This is a genomic window from Ditibartonella apis, assembly GCF_001952075.1.
Lineage (GTDB): Bacteria > Pseudomonadota > Alphaproteobacteria > Rhizobiales > Rhizobiaceae > Bartonella > Bartonella apis.
Genome location: NZ_LXYU01000001.1, coordinates 671,128 through 687,516, shown reverse-complemented (window position 1 = coordinate 687,516; position 16,389 = coordinate 671,128). Strand labels below are relative to the sequence as shown.

Here is a 16,389-nt window from a genome sequence, read left to right as displayed (position 1 = left end):
ACAGCTTTGACAAAACCGGATGATCGTCCATTATCGTTAACGTTAAACCGAATTTTGACCTGCAAATCATCCGGCAGGTTTTGAAGAAATCGTCATAAATGCAAATAGTTTCTGGAAATATGACAATCAGCAAAAAAACACTTCGACAGGAAGCACTGGCAAGACGCGACCGGATGCGGCAAGAACAACGCACTATCATTTCACAAAAGCTTGTCGATGAGCTTCAAAAGCTGCTTGCCATTTTAAAAGGCAAAACTGTTGCAGGGTTCTGGCCAATCAAAAGCGAAATCGACCCGCGTCCGATCATGTTGGCGCTAAAAGAACATGGCTTTACACTGGCTTTACCTGCGATCATTGATAAAACAACAATGGTTTTCAGAATCTTCGATGATGACAGAAAACTCATTGATATGGGCTTTGGTACGGTGGGACCCTCTGAAGAAGCAAAAATCGTCGAGCCCGAAACACTTCTCGTTCCGCTTTCGGCTTTTGATAGCACAGGAAACAGGATTGGTTATGGTGCCGGTTACTATGATCGGGCAATTGCAAGCATGCGAGAAAACGGGCATAACCCTTTATTGATAGGACTTGCTTTCGATTGTCAGGAAGTTTTGTCAATTCCAGCCGAACCACACGATCAAAAATTGGCAATGATACTCACCGAAAGTGGTTTAAGATCGTTTTAAGAGATGTTTAGAGTAGAATTATGAGATTTTTATTTTTAGGTGACATGGTTGGTAAATCCGGCCGCACGGCAGTGTTCCAGAAGTTACCAGGCCTGATATCCGGTCTTAAACTCGACTTTGTCGTCGTCAACGGAGAAAACGCTGCTTCCGGTTTTGGCATTACCGAAAAAATCTATAATGAAACACTGGAAGCCGGTGCAAATGTTGTTACCACCGGTAACCATGCTTTCGACCAGAAAGAAACTTTAAATTATGCCGATCATGCCGACCGGTTTTTAAGACCCGCAAATTTCCCGAAAGGGACTGTAGGTAAAGGTTCAGGTGTCTATATTGCCAAAAACGGTGCGCGTGTCCTTGTTGCCAATGTTATGGGACGGGTATTCATGCATCCTGATCTTGATGACCCGTTCGAGGCAGCCGAACGCATTGTCGGCGAATGTCCGCTCGGCGAGCAGGCCGATGCCGTGATTTTTGATTTCCATGCCGAAGCAACAAGCGAAAAACAATGTTTTGGCCATTTTCTTGATGGCCGCGCCAGTGTGGTGGTGGGCACTCATACCCATGTTCCGACAGCCGATTATCAGATTTTTAACGGCGGTACGGCGTTTATGTCGGATGCCGGTATGTGTGGTGATTATGATTCGTCACTTGGTATGGATAAAGAAGAGCCGCTCAACCGTTTTGTTACCAAAATATCGCGTGGCCGCTATGAACCGGCAAGCGGGCCTGCAACCATTTGTGGACTTGCGGTTGAAATTTCCGACCGTACAGGGCTTGCAGAAAAAGTATCCGCCTTGCGACTTGGACCGCGATTGGAAGAATGCTTGCCGGATTTTTGGTGAAAGATGCGCAACTCTTTACCTTTTCACTCGTTTTCCGTATAAGGCGCTCATTCAGATTTTTATTAGAACATTGTCCGACAGGATACTTCGATCATTCCAAGGCTCGCTGTCGGTGAAAACCGAAAGGTGATCTATGTCAGGCCATTCACAGTTTAAGAATATTATGCATCGCAAAGGTCGTCAGGATGCGATGCGCTCGAAGATGTTTTCCAAACTCGCCCGCGAAATTACAGTTGCGGCCAAGCTTGGTGTGCCGGATCCTGCGATGAATGCCCGTTTACGCTTGGCTGTGCAAAATGCGAGAGCCCAGTCTATGCCGAAAGATAATATCGAACGGGCGATTAAAAAGGCTGCCGGTAATGATGGTGAAAATTATGAAGAAGTCCGCTACGAGGGTTACGGCCCGGCCGGCGTTGCTGTTATTGTCGAAGCTTTGACAGATAATCGCAACCGTACAGCCTCCAATGTTCGTGCCGCTTTCACCAAAGCAGGTGGTGCGTTGGGTGAAACAGGTTCGGTCGGCTTCATGTTCAATCGCGTTGGCGAAATTGTTTATAAACCGGAAGCCGGTGACGCGGATAAAGTTATGGAAGCCGCTATTGAAGCCGGTGCCGATGATGTCCAGTCTGATGAAGATGGCCACGTCATTACCTGTGCTTTTGAAAATGTCGGCGAAGTTTCCAAAGCACTTGAAGCCGCACTTGGCGAAGCCGAATCGGTCAAAGTTGTCTGGAAGCCGACAACAACAACGCCGATTGATGAAGAAAAAGCCGAATCGGTTCTTCGTCTGATTTCCACTTTGGAAGAAGATGATGACGTCCAGAACGTCTATGCCAATTTCGAGGTTAGTGACGAAGTCATGGCAAAGCTTGCCGCCGAATAAATTATTCTTTAAGTTTTTCAAACTGAATTGTACCGGCTTTCGGGGGGGTACCCCCTGAAAGCCGGTTTTTTATTGAGGCGACGGATTTATCTCCCGTTCACAGGATTTTATTGAGGCGGTGAATTTATCTTCCAATCGTCGGATTTATCTCCTGCTCAAAAGTCGGTTGCTTTTTAAAAAGTAGCTTCTTTTCGAGAGCAGGTTTTTACCTCAAGATAGTTATAATTTTTCTCGACCTTTAGTTTCTTGTCTGCGGTGACAACCAAGTCTTTCAACATCCGTTTCAGATGTGCAGTTAGACAATACCGTAACTATCAGAATAACTGTGATGTTTAAAAAAATAAAAAACCCGCCAGATTGGCGGGTTTTAAAGGGAAATAGAAACTTATTAAAGGCCGAGATTGCCGAAACGGTTTTTGAACTTGGAAACACGACCACCGCGATCAACGAGAGTCTGTGAACCACCAGTCCAAGCCGGATGTGTTCTCGGATCAATATCAAGATTCATGGTATCACCCTCTTTGCCCCAAGTGGAGCGGGTGAAATACTCGGTGCCATCTGTCATCACAACCTTGATGGTGTGGTAATCGGGATGAATATCAGCTTTCATGACGCGAACTTCCTGCTTCTAACGGTAACGAACGGTTACATGGTGTATTTTCATGATGCCATCCGTTCATCAATTTGGTAAACAAAGCCCGGGCGTGGCCGGACTTCGATAAAAATCTGGTGTTGCCTATACAACAGCACGAACGATAGCACAAGGGCACAATAGAATATGGATAAGAAGAACAGCATGGAAAATGGCGAAAAAAGACTATCTGCCCCGAAAAAACATAGTTTGCGTCCATTATCAGCACTGCAACCTTATGTATTCCGCTATAAAAAACTTGCCTTTTCGGCTGCTGTTTCTTTGATTGTTGCTGCCCTTGTCATGCTGGCGCTTCCCATTGCAATCCGCCGTATGCTCGATCATGGCTTTAGTTTAAGCAACGGAACCATGATCAATTCCTATTTTGCGGTGCTCTTTCTGCTTGCTGCAATTCTGGCTCTTGCTTCAGCCGGTCGTTATTATTCGGTGATTACTTTGGGTGAACATGTGGTGGCGGATCTCCGGCGTGATGTTTTTTCCCATATTATCAGTCTGTCACCGGAATTTTTTGATAAATCCCGTTCCGGTGAAATTATCTCGCGCTTGTCAGCCGATACAACACAAGTAAAATCGGCTGTCGGTGCTACAGCTTCGGTTTTCTTACGCAATATTATCATGGCTGTTGGCGCCATTATCATGATGATTGTAACCAGTCCGAAACTGTCGGCAATGGTGCTTGTGGCAATTCCCATTGTTGTTATTCCGCTCATTGTTTTCGGTCGCAAAGTGCGCAAAAGAACCCGCCTTGCACAAGACCGTCTTGCCGACGCGACAGCACTTGCTTCCGAACAGGTAAGCGCTATCCGCACCATTCAGGCTTTTACGGCTGAACAAAATGTCAATAAACGGTTTTCCCAATTGATCGAACGCGCTTTCCAATCGGCACGCGGGTCGATTTTATCGCGTGCATTTTTAACCGCTTTTGCTATTTTTCTTGTCTTTGGTAGTGTTGTAGCCGTGTTATGGATTGGCTCGAATGATGTTCTGGACAAAACCATGACTGCCGGAACATTAGGGCAATTCGTTCTTTATGCGGTTTTCGGTGCAAGTGCATTCGGTCAGTTATCGGAAGTTGGTGCGGAGCTCGCACAGGCGACAGGGGCTGCCGAAAGACTTGCCGAATTGCTTGTTGAAAAAACTACAATTACTGTTCCCGCCGCCCCGTTGAAACTGCCGGAACCGGCACGGGGTGCGATCGACTTCAATCATGTCGATTTTGCCTATCCGACCAGAAAATCCCAACCTGTCTTACACAATTTGACATTTTCCATCAAAGCCGGAGAGACGGTAGCTTTTGTTGGCCCGTCCGGCGGCGGCAAAAGTACAATTTTTTCATTGATCTTGCGTTTTTATGATCCCGATAGCGGCAATATTACTTTTGATGGTACAGAAATTTCCAAAGTCAAGCTTGAGGATTTACGCTCACGCATTGCCTATGTACCGCAGGATGTCGCCATTTTTGATGGAACGTTGCGGGAAAATATCGCTTTTGGTAATCCTTTGGCCGATAATAAAGCTATCGAAGAAGCGGCAGAGGCTGCCCATGCACTCGACTTCATCCACAATTTGAGAGATGGTTTTGACACGCAAGTCGGCGAGCGAGGCATCACTCTTTCAGGCGGACAAAAACAACGCATAGCCATTGCACGTGCAATTTTGCGCAATGCACCGCTTCTTTTGCTTGACGAAGCAACATCTGCACTCGACGCGGAAAACGAAATGCTTGTACAAAGAGCACTTGAAGGCTTAATGAAAAATCGCACAACGCTGGTTATTGCCCACCGTTTGGCAACAGTTTTAAAAGCTGACAGAATTGTTGTTCTTGATAAAGGTGCTATTGTCGAAGAAGGCACGCATGACGAACTGGTTGCTCAAAACGGCCTTTATGCGCGCTTGGCGAAACTACAATTTTCGCATTGACGACAATTACGGGAAAAGAAAATACAGGAATTTAAAAACAGGCCAGATTATGGTTCAGATTCGCGTGGAGCCGAAAATCGACGGCGTTTCAGGTTGGTTTGCCACATCGCCCGATCATGAAATAACGATGGGCAAAAATTTTGAAGAAAATAAAGACTTTGATTTTGTGATTATCGGAGCAGGCTTTATCGGCCTTTCATTGGCTCATCGGCTCTCCGAACGGCAACCGGACGCAAAGATTGCTGTCATTGATGCACTCAGAATCGGCGAAGGAACTTCGGGACGAAATGCCGGCTTTATCATTGATGTTCCACACAATGTGGATGGCGGCAAAACAACTCCTGATCATGACCGGCGGCTTTATGCATTGAATAAATTTGCCATAAAGCGTTTGCGTGATTTTAAAGACCATTATGCCATTTCCTGTGATTGGCAAGAGAGCGGTAAATATATGGCCGCCCATGAAACAAGCAACCTCGGCAATCTTGACCATTTTGAAAACCAACTCAAAAATGACGGGTTCGACTATCAAGATATTGCCGGAGACGATTTGTCGAAACGATTGGGAACTACCTATTATCAACGGGCAATCTATACACCGGGCAATGTTCTTGTTAATCCTGCCGCACTGGTCCGCGGTATTGCCAAAGCCTTGCCACCTTCTGTCAGCCTTTATGAACAAACGCCCGTTACAGAAATCACTTATGGTTCCAAGCATGTGATTAGAACCACCCGCGGGCCTATTACGGCAAAATTTATCTTTGAGGCAGGCAATATTTTCAACAGTGAATTCGGCTATGAAAAGCACCGTCTTGCGCCCGTTTATACTTATGCCAGCCTGACAAAACCGCTTTCTGCCAACGATTTGGAACAGCATTTTTCCAATGTAAAACCGTGGGGCATTACCTCGGCTCATCCGGCAGGTACAACAGTGCGCTATACTCCCGACCACCGCATTTTTATTCGTAATATATTGCGTTTTGCCCCGACATTGACGACTTCAAAAGATGATCTCAACTCCGCCTTGACCCACCACAGGCATTCGTTCGAGAGCCGTTTTCCCGCGCTAACCTATATTCCGTTTGAATACACATGGGGCGGAATGATTGCCGTTACTCTTAACCAGAATTATGTTTTCCATAAACCTGCCGAAAACATCATGGTTTTGAATGGTTGTAACGGCGTTGGCGTGGCAAAAGGTACATATCTCGGATTTTATGCGGCGGACTTTATTTCTGGTGATGATAATGAAGAAATCCGCTTCATCCGCGAGAACAGTCATCCGAGCTTTATTGTGCCCGATCCGATACGTTCGCTTGTTGCCCGATACCGTTTGAAAAAAGAACAGGCCGCTGCTGGCGGTGATTTATGAGGTGGGCGTAACTTGCAAGAACTAAGTGTGCGCAGGATTTAGCTTAAAAAAAATTCCCGCTTTCAAAAAAGCGGGAATAAAACCTGATAAAAATTTTTCAACAAAGCTTACTGTTCAAATCGGTTTTTTGATCGTCTTCATCAGTGCTTTATGAATAAGCTCGTTTCCGGCAACGATATTCTTTTTCCCGAAGATATTCTGCCCGCCATCCTTGTCACTGACAAAGCCACCGGCTTCCCGAACCATCAAAAGGCCAGCCGCCATATCCCATGGCTGGAGGTTATCTTCCCAAAAACCGTCAAGACGACCGGCTGCAACATAGGCAAGATCGACTGCAGCAGCACCCATGCGCCGGATACCTGCCACTTCGGCCATCACATTGCGTAATTCGACAAGATATTCACCGTGGTGGCCACGACCAAGATGGGGAATACCTGTTCCGATAACACAATCCTCAAGCTTGCGACGATTGGCAACACGCATGCGTCTGTCATTTAAAAACACGCCACCACCGCGTTCGGCAGTGAAAAGTTCGTCCAATGCCGGATTATAAATCACACCGGCAACAATCTGCCCCTGACGTTCCAATGCAATCGACACGCCGAAGAAAGGAATGCCATGAAGGAAATTGGTTGTTCCGTCAAGCGGATCGACAATAAAACGATGTTGGGAGTCGCTACCGTTAATCTCGCCCGATTCTTCCATAAGAAAACAATAATCCGGACGCGCTTTCAAAAGCTCTGTCCTGACAATATCTTCGGCGCGCCGATCGGCCTGGCTCACATAATCGGCCGGGCCTTTCAAAGACACCTGAAGATTTTGTACCTCACCATAGTCACGGGCAAGCGACCGCCCCGCTTTCATTGCCGCTTGTACCATGACATTCATTATCGCTGAACGCGCCATCAGACCAATCCTTAATCTGCACGACGCAGATAACTAAGCTCGTTTGTATCGACAACCACCTTCTCGCCTGCCGAAATAAACGGAGGAACAAGAATACGGATACCATTTTCCAGAACGGCCGGCTTATAGGAAGAAGCAGCTGTCTGCCCCTTAACGACCGGATCTGCATCAGTAATCGTCAATGTGACCTGATCGGGCAAATCAATGCCGATCGGCTTTTCTTCATAAAGTTCAACCGTGACCTTCATGCCATCCTGAAGGAACGCTGCACGCTCGCCAACAAAATCTTTCTGCAATTCAAGTTGCTCGAAAGTTTCCGAATCCATGAAAACAAGTGCGTCACCCTGCTCGTAAAGGAAAGTATAGTCCTTCTGTTCGAGCCTTACTTTTTCAACAGTTTCAGCTGCGCGGAAACGCTCATTCAATTTTGTTCCATCAAGCAGGTTCTTCAATTCGACCTGATTGAATGCACCACCTTTTCCCGGTTTGACTGCATTGCATTTGACTGCAACCCAGAGGCTGCCATTATGTTCAATCACATTGCCCGGGCGAATTTCATTGCCATTAATCTTCATATTTTTCATCCGACATTAGATTATTGTGGAATAAGGACATTTGAAAATGCCCTCAATTAACGTGTTCAAGACCATAAAAAAAGGCTTTAAGCAAGGGGCGGCTTCAAATTTAAGGACATGCCTGAAATTTAAAGTGTCGGCATAAGCTGTTCAGCTTTTTGGCGGGCTGTTGCCAATTGCTCATCTGACATGCCTTCCAACATAGTTTCGAGATCGGGGGCTTCCATTTTAGCCTGTTTGGCTACCATATACCAAGCTGCGGCTTTTACAATATCCCCTTCGGTTCCGATCCCGTCGCGATAGAGCCTTGCAAGATTAATCTGGGCCGGCGCAATCATCCTGCTTGCATCCATCAGCAACAGGTTGAATGCACCCTCATAATCTTGCGGACCACCGCGTCCTTCAACCATCCATTTGGCCAATGTAATTTGTGCGGGAACATGATCCTTTGCCGAAGCTGTTTCCAGCAATTTGCGCGCACTATCATCATCACGCGGGCGTTTCGGTGTACCTCGTGCAAGAATCTGGCTCGCTGCGAAAGCAGAATCCGGATCACCGCGTGAAGCCCCTTTCAGGAAATAACCGAGGCTTGTTTCCAAAGCATCATCGTCTTGGGATTTGTTCAACAATAATTGGCCGTAATAAAAATAGGATTCCGGTACACCGGCATCAACCGCGCGTTTGATATATTCTTCGCCTGTTGACGGGTCTTTCGGAACATAAGTTCCGTTAATAAGCAAAAGCCCGTAACGCAATTCTGCCTGCGGGTCGCCCTGTTTAGCTGCTCTTCCAAACCATAATGCCGCCCGTGCCCCGTCAATTGCAACGGCATAACCTTCCATATACATCCGACCCAGAAGGGTTTGAGCGGTAGCATCACCTTCTTCACCCCTTTTCAAGGCTTCCAGAAATGCTGTTTTATAATTTCCCGCCATATAATTATCATAAGCACTGTCATATTGGCCGGCTTTAAGATAATCTTCACCTGTCTGTTTGGGTAAAACGGGTTTCGCCCCCTTATCGGAACGTGCTTCCTGAGCTTCAGCCAATTGAAAACCGGCCAAAGACACCAACAAAAAAAGCCCCAACAGTTTACTTGCGAATAACTTCATTCAACAAGCTCCCCGTCGAAGCCGCCACTCTCTTCGATCAGGCGGGTAATCTCGCGTAATATATGTTGTGGGTTGTCATGGCCGAAGATCATCTCTTCCACCGCAATAAATTCTGCTTTCGTTGCAAGAACTTCAGGGAAAGTGGCAATATCGGAACCGGCCTGGACAATAGCCGGAATTTCCATAACTTCCGCCCACCAGGATGAAAGTGTGATGTTACGCGGATGGGGAGCCGGTTTTTTATCGGCACCGAGTTTGCCGAACATGAGATAATCAGGCTCGCATTCACCGGTTGTCATTGCTGTGTGCTTGTCGCGCAAATTTCCAAAGCCGACAATCATCGAATCGTGACGGCGATCAAGAAGGGAGCGGAGTTCTTCAACCTTGCCTTCAAGATGGATACCATCAGCATGAATACGTCCGGCAATCCGGCTATCATTGGCGACAAGAAAAGCGACAGATTTTGCTTCAATTCTATCAACAAGCAATTCTGCCTGTTGTTGCAAAAATGTAGGGTCATTTTGCGAATCATAAACAATGAGACTGGCAAAATCGCCATTATCCAGAACATCCATGAGAAAATCCGCTTTTATATTGCGGCGCATATCAAGCGTCATCACAAGTCTAGGAAATAGGCGATTTGTATCTTTACTCATAGCAATATCGTTTAGGTCTATAAAAAGGACGAATTAGGGCGATTGTAGCATTTTCCCCCTAACCATTTCTTACAATGATTTCAGTCTGGAAAGAAATGTGATTGTGCTTTCCTCAATATCGACTCCAATTTGGCTACAAATCGGATAATGACGCAGAAACGTTTTTTATCTGATTAATAGCAGTAAATAGGGATTTCAATTCCATGGCGCAAATGACAACGTCCAAAAGAGACACCCGTATTGATGTGTTTCGCGCATTGGCGTTGTTAACGATTTTTATAAATCATGTGCCAGGTACGATCTTTGAATGGCTCACCCATAAACATTTCGGCTTTTCCGATTCTGCTGAAGCCTTTGTCCTGATTTCGGGAATTTCGGTTGCTCTGGCCTATGGCAGTAAATTTTTTGGCCAAAATCGCCTACTTATTTCATTGAAACTTTTGCGCCGTTCGGTAACCCTTTATTCCGCCCATATTCTGACAACTCTGGTCAGTCTGGCCATTTTCGTCAGTGCGGCTACATTTTTTCACCGGCCGGAATTTTTGAATGTCAACAATATACCATCCTTGTTGAAAGATCCTGCACAGTCATTGCTGGGGCTCGTAACACTTGGCCACCAACTCGGTTATAATAATATTCTGTCGCTCTATCTGGTTTTAATTCTTGCGACACCTTTCATACTCTATCTTGCCAATAAATCACTCAAATTATTGATAATTTTATCTGTCGCAATCTATATTATTGCAGGGTTTTACGGCATTGCACCACATAATTACCCGACAAAAGGTGTATGGTTTTTGAATCCGCTTTCGTGGCAATTATTATTTGTCATCGGTTTTTCGGTGACGCTTTATGTCAAAAGGGGCGGATATTTGCCCCGTCACCCTTTGTTTCTGGTAATTGCAGGCGCTTATCTTGTCATTTCATGTCTATGGGTTCGCCTTGGCTGGTGGTGGATTAATCCGACAATGGGACTTCCCTCAACGCTTGCCGGTTTCAATAAAACTTTTCTTTCTCTGCCTCGTCTTTTTCATATTCTCGCTCTCGCCTATCTTATTGTTGCCATTTATCCGTTGAACCGGATAGCAAAAGTAGATGCCAACCATCCGCTTGCCATACTCGGCAAACATAGCCTTGCGGTTTTTGTAACCGGTACAGTTCTTGCAATGGCCGGTCAGGTTTTGAAAGTCGTCAATCCTGGCGGTCTTTCCTATGACACACTGTTGTTGACCACCGGCATTGTTATCCAGTTCGCAGTTGCCTATTATTTCGAATGGATAAAATTTGCGACAAAGCGGCTCGAAGTCGTTTCTTCCACTCCCGCTGACGTGAAAGCACCTGGCATAGCCGAGCCCGCAAATCTTATAAACGCGAACATCACCGGAAACGATTGGCAAAAAGCTTGAAAATGATTGCCCAAATATTTTCCTGAGCAAGATGATTTTGCTGAAACAATGCGGATAAAAATTGCCCTTCAAAAAAGTGCCGGATAAAACATCAGGTGATGGGTAACCAACCACCCACAAAATAAACTTGGGTGCCGGTCATTAAAGCCGATAGATGCCCAAAAGCCCGACATGGTTCGGATAAATCTTTCAAACATCCGTCTTAACTATAGCTTTGTGCTTGTTAACCTTGCATTAAGGATTTCGTTGCGAAAACGCCAATAAAAGTGCAATTTTCCGTTGCTGCAAAAACCGGATGGAACAATGGGCCGAAAAGATCTTTAATCTGCTATTGTATCCATTGATTAAGAAAAGTCGGAGTAAGTGGGTTGCAACCGCAAAATTCTCATAACGACAACATGATTGTCATGTTCGAGCATGGAGCATTCGATAATGCATTTTCCCACCTTTATGATGAGGGAATGTCATTAATCGAACAAACAGCTGCCTATATCGACGGCGAAGGTAAAATCGCTTCACGCACTCTCTCAGGCGAGGCTTCATCACTTTATGCAGCCGAAGCCATGCGCATGAGCACACGCCTTATGCAGGTGGCTTCCTGGTTGTTATTGTTTCGGGCGGCACGCGAAAAAGAAATGTCCAAAGAACAGATTGCACAGGAAAAAGCAAAAGTCTGTCTCGACACTCCTTCGCTGATCGGAGAAAATGCACATTTTCAAGAACTTCCGGAAAAATTCAAGAAGCTGGTAGAACTGTCACTACGCATAGAAGAACGTGTGCGCCATATGGACCACGATGTTGAAGGCGTTATGAGCGGACAGAATGGCTCCACCAATCCGGTGAGCAAACAAATAGACCGGATCAAAGCGGCCTTTCAGCATAATTAACCAGCTTTTCATTTTGTTTCCTTTTTGTTCACATTCTGCTACAAAAACGAAGTGAAAACTTTTATGCATTGGTTATGGCAGAAGCGATTCGTATTATTGGTATAGATCCCGGTCTAAGACGGACAGGATATGGCGTCATAGAAACTGCGGGAAACAGTTTGAAGTTTATCACATCCGGCACAATCCGGTCGGATGACCGGTTGAGCTTGGCAGCAAGATTATCGACGCTTTATGACGGGCTCTCGGAAATTATCCATTCCTATATGCCCGAAGAAGCAGCTGTCGAGCAAACTTTTGTCAACAAGGACGCGACAGCCACATTGAAACTCGGGCAAGCCCGTGGCATTGCATTATTGGCGCCGGCACAGGCTGGTTTGCCGGTTGCCGAATATGCGCCGAATTCGATAAAAAAAGCGGTTATCGGTGTGGGGCACGGCGAAAAGCAGCAAATCCATATGATGGTGAAAGTTTTGATGCCGCGAGCCAATTTCGATTCAAGTGACGCAGCTGACGCTCTCGCTATTGCAATTTGCCACGCCCATAATCGCAACAGCCTTGAAAACCGTTTGAAAGCCTTGGCATGATTGGAAAACTGAAAGGCATAGTTGACGAAATCAACACTGATCATCTGATCGTCGATGTGAATGGCGTCGGCTATATTGTCTTCGCAAGTCCCCGCGTTCTGGGAAGCCTGCCTAAAATTGGCGAGCCCGTGACACTCTTTATTGAAACACAAGTGCGGGAAGATGCCATCAAGCTTTTCGGCTTTACAACAAAAGCCGAAAAACAATGGTTTGCACTTTTACAAACAGTTCAGGGTGTTGGTGCAAAGGTCGCGCTTGCACTGGTTGGTACATTATCACCGGCTGAAATTGGCAATGCAATTGCGCTCAAAGACATTGCAATGATCTGCCGCGCACCGGGGATTGGTAAGAAAGTTGCCGAACGCATTGTCAGTGAACTTAAGAACAAGGTTCCCGAATTCAGCGGCAATGACAAGAACATAGCACTGAAACAGGAAATTGGCGAAGGAAGCGCCTCTCAAGCAATATCGGATGCGGTGTCGGCATTGGAAAATCTTGGCTATTCGCGCGATCAGGCTGCAAATGCAATTGCGAGCGCGTTACGTGAGGCTGGCAACGATGCCGATTCAGCCAAACTGATACGGCTTGGTTTAAAAGAACTTTCAAGGTAAACTGGCGGCATGGAAAACAACGAACGCCTGATTACGGCGGATAAACGCGATGAAGATGGCGATGTTTCGCTACGCCCGCAATGTCTTGATGATTTTGTCGGTCAGGAAGTTGCACGGGCAAATCTGAAGGTTTTTATCGAAGCAGCAAAAAGTCGTAATGAAGCTTTGGATCACGTTCTGTTCGTCGGCCCCCCCGGCCTCGGGAAAACAACGCTCGCGCAAATTATGGCCAAAGAACTTGGTGTCAATTTCCATTCGACTTCGGGGCCGGTTATTGCCAAGGCTGGCGACCTTGCCGCGCTTTTAACAAATCTTGAGGAACGCGATGTTCTTTTTATCGATGAAATTCATCGGTTAAGTCCCGCCGTTGAAGAAATCCTCTATCCTGCCATGGAAGATTTCCAGCTTGATCTTATTATCGGTGAAGGGCCTGCCGCACGTTCTGTCAAAATTGATCTTTCAAAATTTACCCTTGTTGCAGCAACGACGAGACTTGGATTGCTGACAACACCCTTGCGTGATCGTTTTGGTATTCCGATCAGACTCAATTTTTACACGGTCGAAGAGCTTGAACATATTGTCAAACGCAACGCCCATATTTTGCAAATGCCGATTGCCGAAGATGGCGCAAGAGAAATTGCACGTCGTGCACGCGGAACACCGCGTATTGCCGGCCGTCTTTTGCGTCGCGTCAGGGATTTTGCCTCTGTTGCGGGAGCGAGCACAATAGACAGAGACATTGCCAACAAGGCTTTGTTGCGTCTAGAAGTCGACCAGCTCGGCCTCGACCAACTCGACAGGCGCTATCTTGGAATGATTGCCGAAAATTTCGGCGGCGGACCGGTCGGAATTGAAACAATAGCTGCCGGCTTATCCGAACCTCGTGATGCGATCGAAGATATCATTGAACCTTATCTGATCCAGCAAGGTTTTATTCAACGAACACCGAGGGGAAGAATAATGACGGCAAAAGCGTGGACGCATATGGGGTTAAATCCCCCGAAGTCTGCAGACCAAATGCAAGCAAACCTTTTTGGCGAATCTGATGATTGAGAATGTTCCTTTTTGTGGCGAATTTATCGGTAATGTACACCATCTTTTCGCCCGTGTTTATTATGCTGATACCGATTTTACCGGCGTCGTCTACCATGCCCGTTATCTGGAATTTTTTGAACGTGGGAGATCGGAATTTATAAGATTGAACAGGGCTCAACACCAACAACCGCACGACACCGAAGAAAACGAAAAATTAGGTTGGGTTGTACATAAAATAGCCGTCAACTACCATAAATCTGCCCGCTTTGACGATATACTTGATATACGGACGAAGATAACAAAAGTGACAGGCGCACGAATTGTCATGGCGCAGGAAATTATTCGCAACGACCTATTACTTGTCTCTGCAGATGTTCAATTGGCTTTGGTCAATTCCGAAGGTCGGCCGACTCGCATACCGGACGAGTTTATCGAAAGTTGGGAAAACACCACAATGGACAAATAATTTTAATCGGGACATAACATTTAGCGTGTGATAAGGACATTGAACCGGTTTCAGGATGCGAGCAAGGCGTTTTAAGGTGTTAGTTTTTTAAGGGTATAAGTATAATCTTAATGTTTGTTGATGTAGATTTTTGTTCGTTTCCGTTTCTATACTGTGAAACTTTAATGTTGAAAAATTCTTTAGAAGCAAAGGCGTACTTTTCGAACACTTTAAATAGATTCGTGAATGAGGGGGTGGCTAATGATTATCAAATTTATGTTTAGAGTTGTCATTTTATTGGCAACTTTAAGCTTTGTGAGGCTTGCGGAAGCTCAAGAAATCCGATTTGCAACTGATAATAATCATATTCCTTTCAGCTTTATGCAAGATGGAAAACTTGTAGGTTTCGATGTTGAACTATGGCAAGCGATTGCCAATGACATGGGTGTCAAATACAAAATCACGCCTATGGATTTCTCGACAATTATGTCGGATGTGCATATCGGGCAGATTGATGTCGCCATGGCTGGGCTTACTATTACCAGAACACGCTCGAACGTTGTCGATTTTTCCAAACCATATTATGAAGGCGGCCTGATGTTATTGGTTCGCGATGATAGCAATATCAAATCTATTGAAGATTTAAAGGGAAAGACCCTTGCCATAAAAATGGGGACAAGCGCTTTTCCCTATGCGATCGAGCATTTGCCAAACACCCAACGCCGGTTATTTCCTGAAATAGACGGAGCATATGAAGATCTTGCCGAAGGCAATGTCGATGCTGTGTTGTTTGATACGCCGGCTGTATTGCATTATGCCGCCACCACGGGCAAAGGCAAAGTAAAAACCGTTGGCACAGATATTGAAGAACAAACGTATGGAGCGGCTTTCCCACAAGGAAGTCAATTGCTTGAACGTTACAATCTTTCACTCAAACATCTGAAAGACAATGGTACCTATGCGACGATTTATAAAAAATGGTTCGGCATTGATCCGCATTGAAATCCTGAATTACTGAATTCGGTTTGGTATCAGTTTTAATTAGACATTCATCGGCGTGAGTTTTCCTACTCTGACCGACGTTTTTTATTTTCCCTAAAAATTAGATTCATGCGGTTAGGGCTTTTTCATTGAAACGGGTCCACACTCATACACCCCATTACACCTCTCCCGAATGCCAATATCTCTCCGAAGATTAATGTCTTGCGGTGCAAGATCGTTAAAAAATTGAACTATGAGTTCTTCAAACCCGCAACAAAGGCGTTATTTCATTTTGTCCGCCATTATTGTGAAAATCGTTCTACAGTCGGCAATTTGCACTTGAAATTCTGTTCAATTCGGAACATTCAACAAACTAGCTTATCCGCTGGAAATTTTATTGCTCGCTCGATTCAAATATCGGGATAGGCAAATATTCCAAAGACATTTTCGTTCCAATCGCTTTTGAACGAATGCCGTTATTTTGAAAATTCTTGATGAGCGAGTTTAAAAACAAATGACAGCTCTTTTGTTGTGAAAACCATTATTCCCGAAGACCTTGTCGGTTTAAACTATAATATTGATCGTCAATCGTATTTGCGTTGAGCTTATTGATATTCGATCGTCATTTTATAACAAACACGTATAACCACATATGTTACCTTCGGTTATTGCTGCTAACAGTTGTCAAACCCTACTTTCTCCTCTAGCTCTTTTTATGGAAATAACAATCCGGATAAAACAAACCAGCGGAACAGAATGCCAAGGTTGAAATACCGGCTGCATTGGTCTTCGCCCGTCATACCTGTCGCCTGATAACCGGGCATCAAGCAAAATCA

17 protein-coding genes are annotated in these 16,389 nt (G+C 45.5%); 12 read left to right on the top strand and 5 right to left on the bottom strand.

The annotated features are described in order from the left end of the window. Window positions 1–119: 119 nt before the first annotated feature. The 3 genes from PEB0122_RS03090 to PEB0122_RS03080 all read left to right on the top strand — a co-directional run bounded on the left by PEB0122_RS03090 (window position 120) and on the right by PEB0122_RS03080 (window position 2,411). On the top strand, window positions 120–686 hold the full coding sequence (locus PEB0122_RS03090) for a 5-formyltetrahydrofolate cyclo-ligase (protein ID WP_075915719.1): 567 nt from the start codon (window positions 120–122) through the stop codon (window positions 684–686). A 20-nt stretch (window positions 687–706) separates the two neighbouring features. Continuing rightward, window positions 707–1,528 (top strand): TIGR00282 family metallophosphoesterase, encoded by an 822-nt coding sequence (locus PEB0122_RS03085; RefSeq protein WP_075915447.1) that lies wholly within the window; start codon window positions 707–709, stop codon window positions 1,526–1,528. Between the two features lie 133 nt (window positions 1,529–1,661). Beyond that, window positions 1,662–2,411, top strand: coding sequence for a YebC/PmpR family DNA-binding transcriptional regulator (locus tag PEB0122_RS03080; RefSeq protein ID WP_075869313.1), 750 nt, complete (start codon window positions 1,662–1,664; stop codon window positions 2,409–2,411). Between the two features lie 388 nt (window positions 2,412–2,799). Here PEB0122_RS03080 and rpmE read toward each other — a convergent pair whose 3' ends face one another. After that, window positions 2,800–3,021 carry a 50S ribosomal protein L31 gene (rpmE, locus tag PEB0122_RS03075; RefSeq protein ID WP_075869314.1) on the bottom strand — a complete coding sequence of 74 codons (222 nt, stop codon included), beginning with the start codon at window positions 3,019–3,021 and terminating at the stop codon, window positions 2,800–2,802. A gap of 168 nt (window positions 3,022–3,189) precedes the next feature. On the opposite strand from rpmE, the gene PEB0122_RS03070 reads away from it, so the two are divergent. Further along, window positions 3,190–4,983: an ABC transporter transmembrane domain-containing protein gene (locus PEB0122_RS03070; protein WP_075915446.1), complete on the top strand. Its 1,794-nt coding sequence runs from the start codon at window positions 3,190–3,192 to the stop codon at window positions 4,981–4,983. After that, window positions 4,919–6,355 carry an NAD(P)/FAD-dependent oxidoreductase gene (locus PEB0122_RS03065; protein ID WP_198935981.1) on the top strand — a complete coding sequence of 479 codons (1,437 nt, stop codon included), beginning with the start codon at window positions 4,919–4,921 and terminating at the stop codon, window positions 6,353–6,355. Before PEB0122_RS03070 ends, PEB0122_RS03065 begins: the two co-directional genes overlap by 65 nt. 114 nt (window positions 6,356–6,469) lie before the next feature. Here the strand turns inward: PEB0122_RS03065 and PEB0122_RS03060 are convergent, their stop codons facing one another. From PEB0122_RS03060 to PEB0122_RS03045, 4 genes are all read right to left on the bottom strand, one after another. After that, a complete protein-coding gene (locus PEB0122_RS03060; RefSeq protein WP_075915444.1) occupies window positions 6,470–7,261 on the bottom strand; it encodes an inositol monophosphatase family protein in 792 nt (263 codons plus the stop codon). Between the two features lie 11 nt (window positions 7,262–7,272). Next, entirely contained in the window at window positions 7,273–7,836 is a 564-nt protein-coding gene (efp, locus tag PEB0122_RS03055; RefSeq protein WP_075869891.1) for an elongation factor P, read from the bottom strand. A gap of 128 nt (window positions 7,837–7,964) precedes the next feature. Further along, on the bottom strand, window positions 7,965–8,948 hold the full coding sequence (locus PEB0122_RS03050; RefSeq protein WP_075915443.1) for a tetratricopeptide repeat protein: 984 nt from the start codon (window positions 8,946–8,948) through the stop codon (window positions 7,965–7,967). Further along, window positions 8,945–9,604 (bottom strand): thiamine phosphate synthase, encoded by a 660-nt coding sequence (locus tag PEB0122_RS03045; RefSeq protein WP_075915442.1) that lies wholly within the window; start codon window positions 9,602–9,604, stop codon window positions 8,945–8,947. The genes PEB0122_RS03050 and PEB0122_RS03045 overlap by 4 nt, the downstream gene beginning before the upstream one ends. 203 nt (window positions 9,605–9,807) lie before the next feature. Between PEB0122_RS03045 and PEB0122_RS03040 the strand changes: the two genes are divergently transcribed. The 7 genes from PEB0122_RS03040 to PEB0122_RS03010 all read left to right on the top strand — a co-directional run bounded on the left by PEB0122_RS03040 (window position 9,808) and on the right by PEB0122_RS03010 (window position 15,574). Beyond that, on the top strand, window positions 9,808–11,010 hold the full coding sequence (locus tag PEB0122_RS03040) for an OpgC family protein (protein ID WP_075913883.1): 1,203 nt from the start codon (window positions 9,808–9,810) through the stop codon (window positions 11,008–11,010). A 398-nt stretch (window positions 11,011–11,408) separates the two neighbouring features. Further along, window positions 11,409–11,897, top strand: coding sequence for a protease adaptor protein RcdA (rcdA, locus tag PEB0122_RS03035; protein WP_075869321.1), 489 nt, complete (start codon window positions 11,409–11,411; stop codon window positions 11,895–11,897). A gap of 74 nt (window positions 11,898–11,971) precedes the next feature. Continuing rightward, complete coding sequence (gene ruvC, locus PEB0122_RS03030) at window positions 11,972–12,481, top strand: crossover junction endodeoxyribonuclease RuvC (RefSeq protein WP_075869322.1); 510 nt, start codon at window positions 11,972–11,974, stop codon at window positions 12,479–12,481. Then, window positions 12,478–13,092, top strand: coding sequence for a Holliday junction branch migration protein RuvA (ruvA, locus tag PEB0122_RS03025; protein WP_075913881.1), 615 nt, complete (start codon window positions 12,478–12,480; stop codon window positions 13,090–13,092). Before ruvC ends, ruvA begins: the two co-directional genes overlap by 4 nt. A 9-nt stretch (window positions 13,093–13,101) precedes the next feature. Next, entirely contained in the window at window positions 13,102–14,145 is a 1,044-nt protein-coding gene (gene ruvB, locus PEB0122_RS03020; RefSeq protein WP_075913880.1) for a Holliday junction branch migration DNA helicase RuvB, read from the top strand. Further along, window positions 14,138–14,593, top strand: coding sequence for a tol-pal system-associated acyl-CoA thioesterase (gene ybgC / locus PEB0122_RS03015; RefSeq protein ID WP_075869325.1), 456 nt, complete (start codon window positions 14,138–14,140; stop codon window positions 14,591–14,593). Before ruvB ends, ybgC begins: the two co-directional genes overlap by 8 nt. 240 nt (window positions 14,594–14,833) lie before the next feature. After that, the gene (locus tag PEB0122_RS03010; RefSeq protein WP_143238485.1) at window positions 14,834–15,574 is read left to right on the top strand and encodes a transporter substrate-binding domain-containing protein; all 741 of its coding nucleotides are present in this window, start codon (window positions 14,834–14,836) and stop codon (window positions 15,572–15,574) included. The last annotated feature ends 815 nt before the right edge of the window (window positions 15,575–16,389 follow it).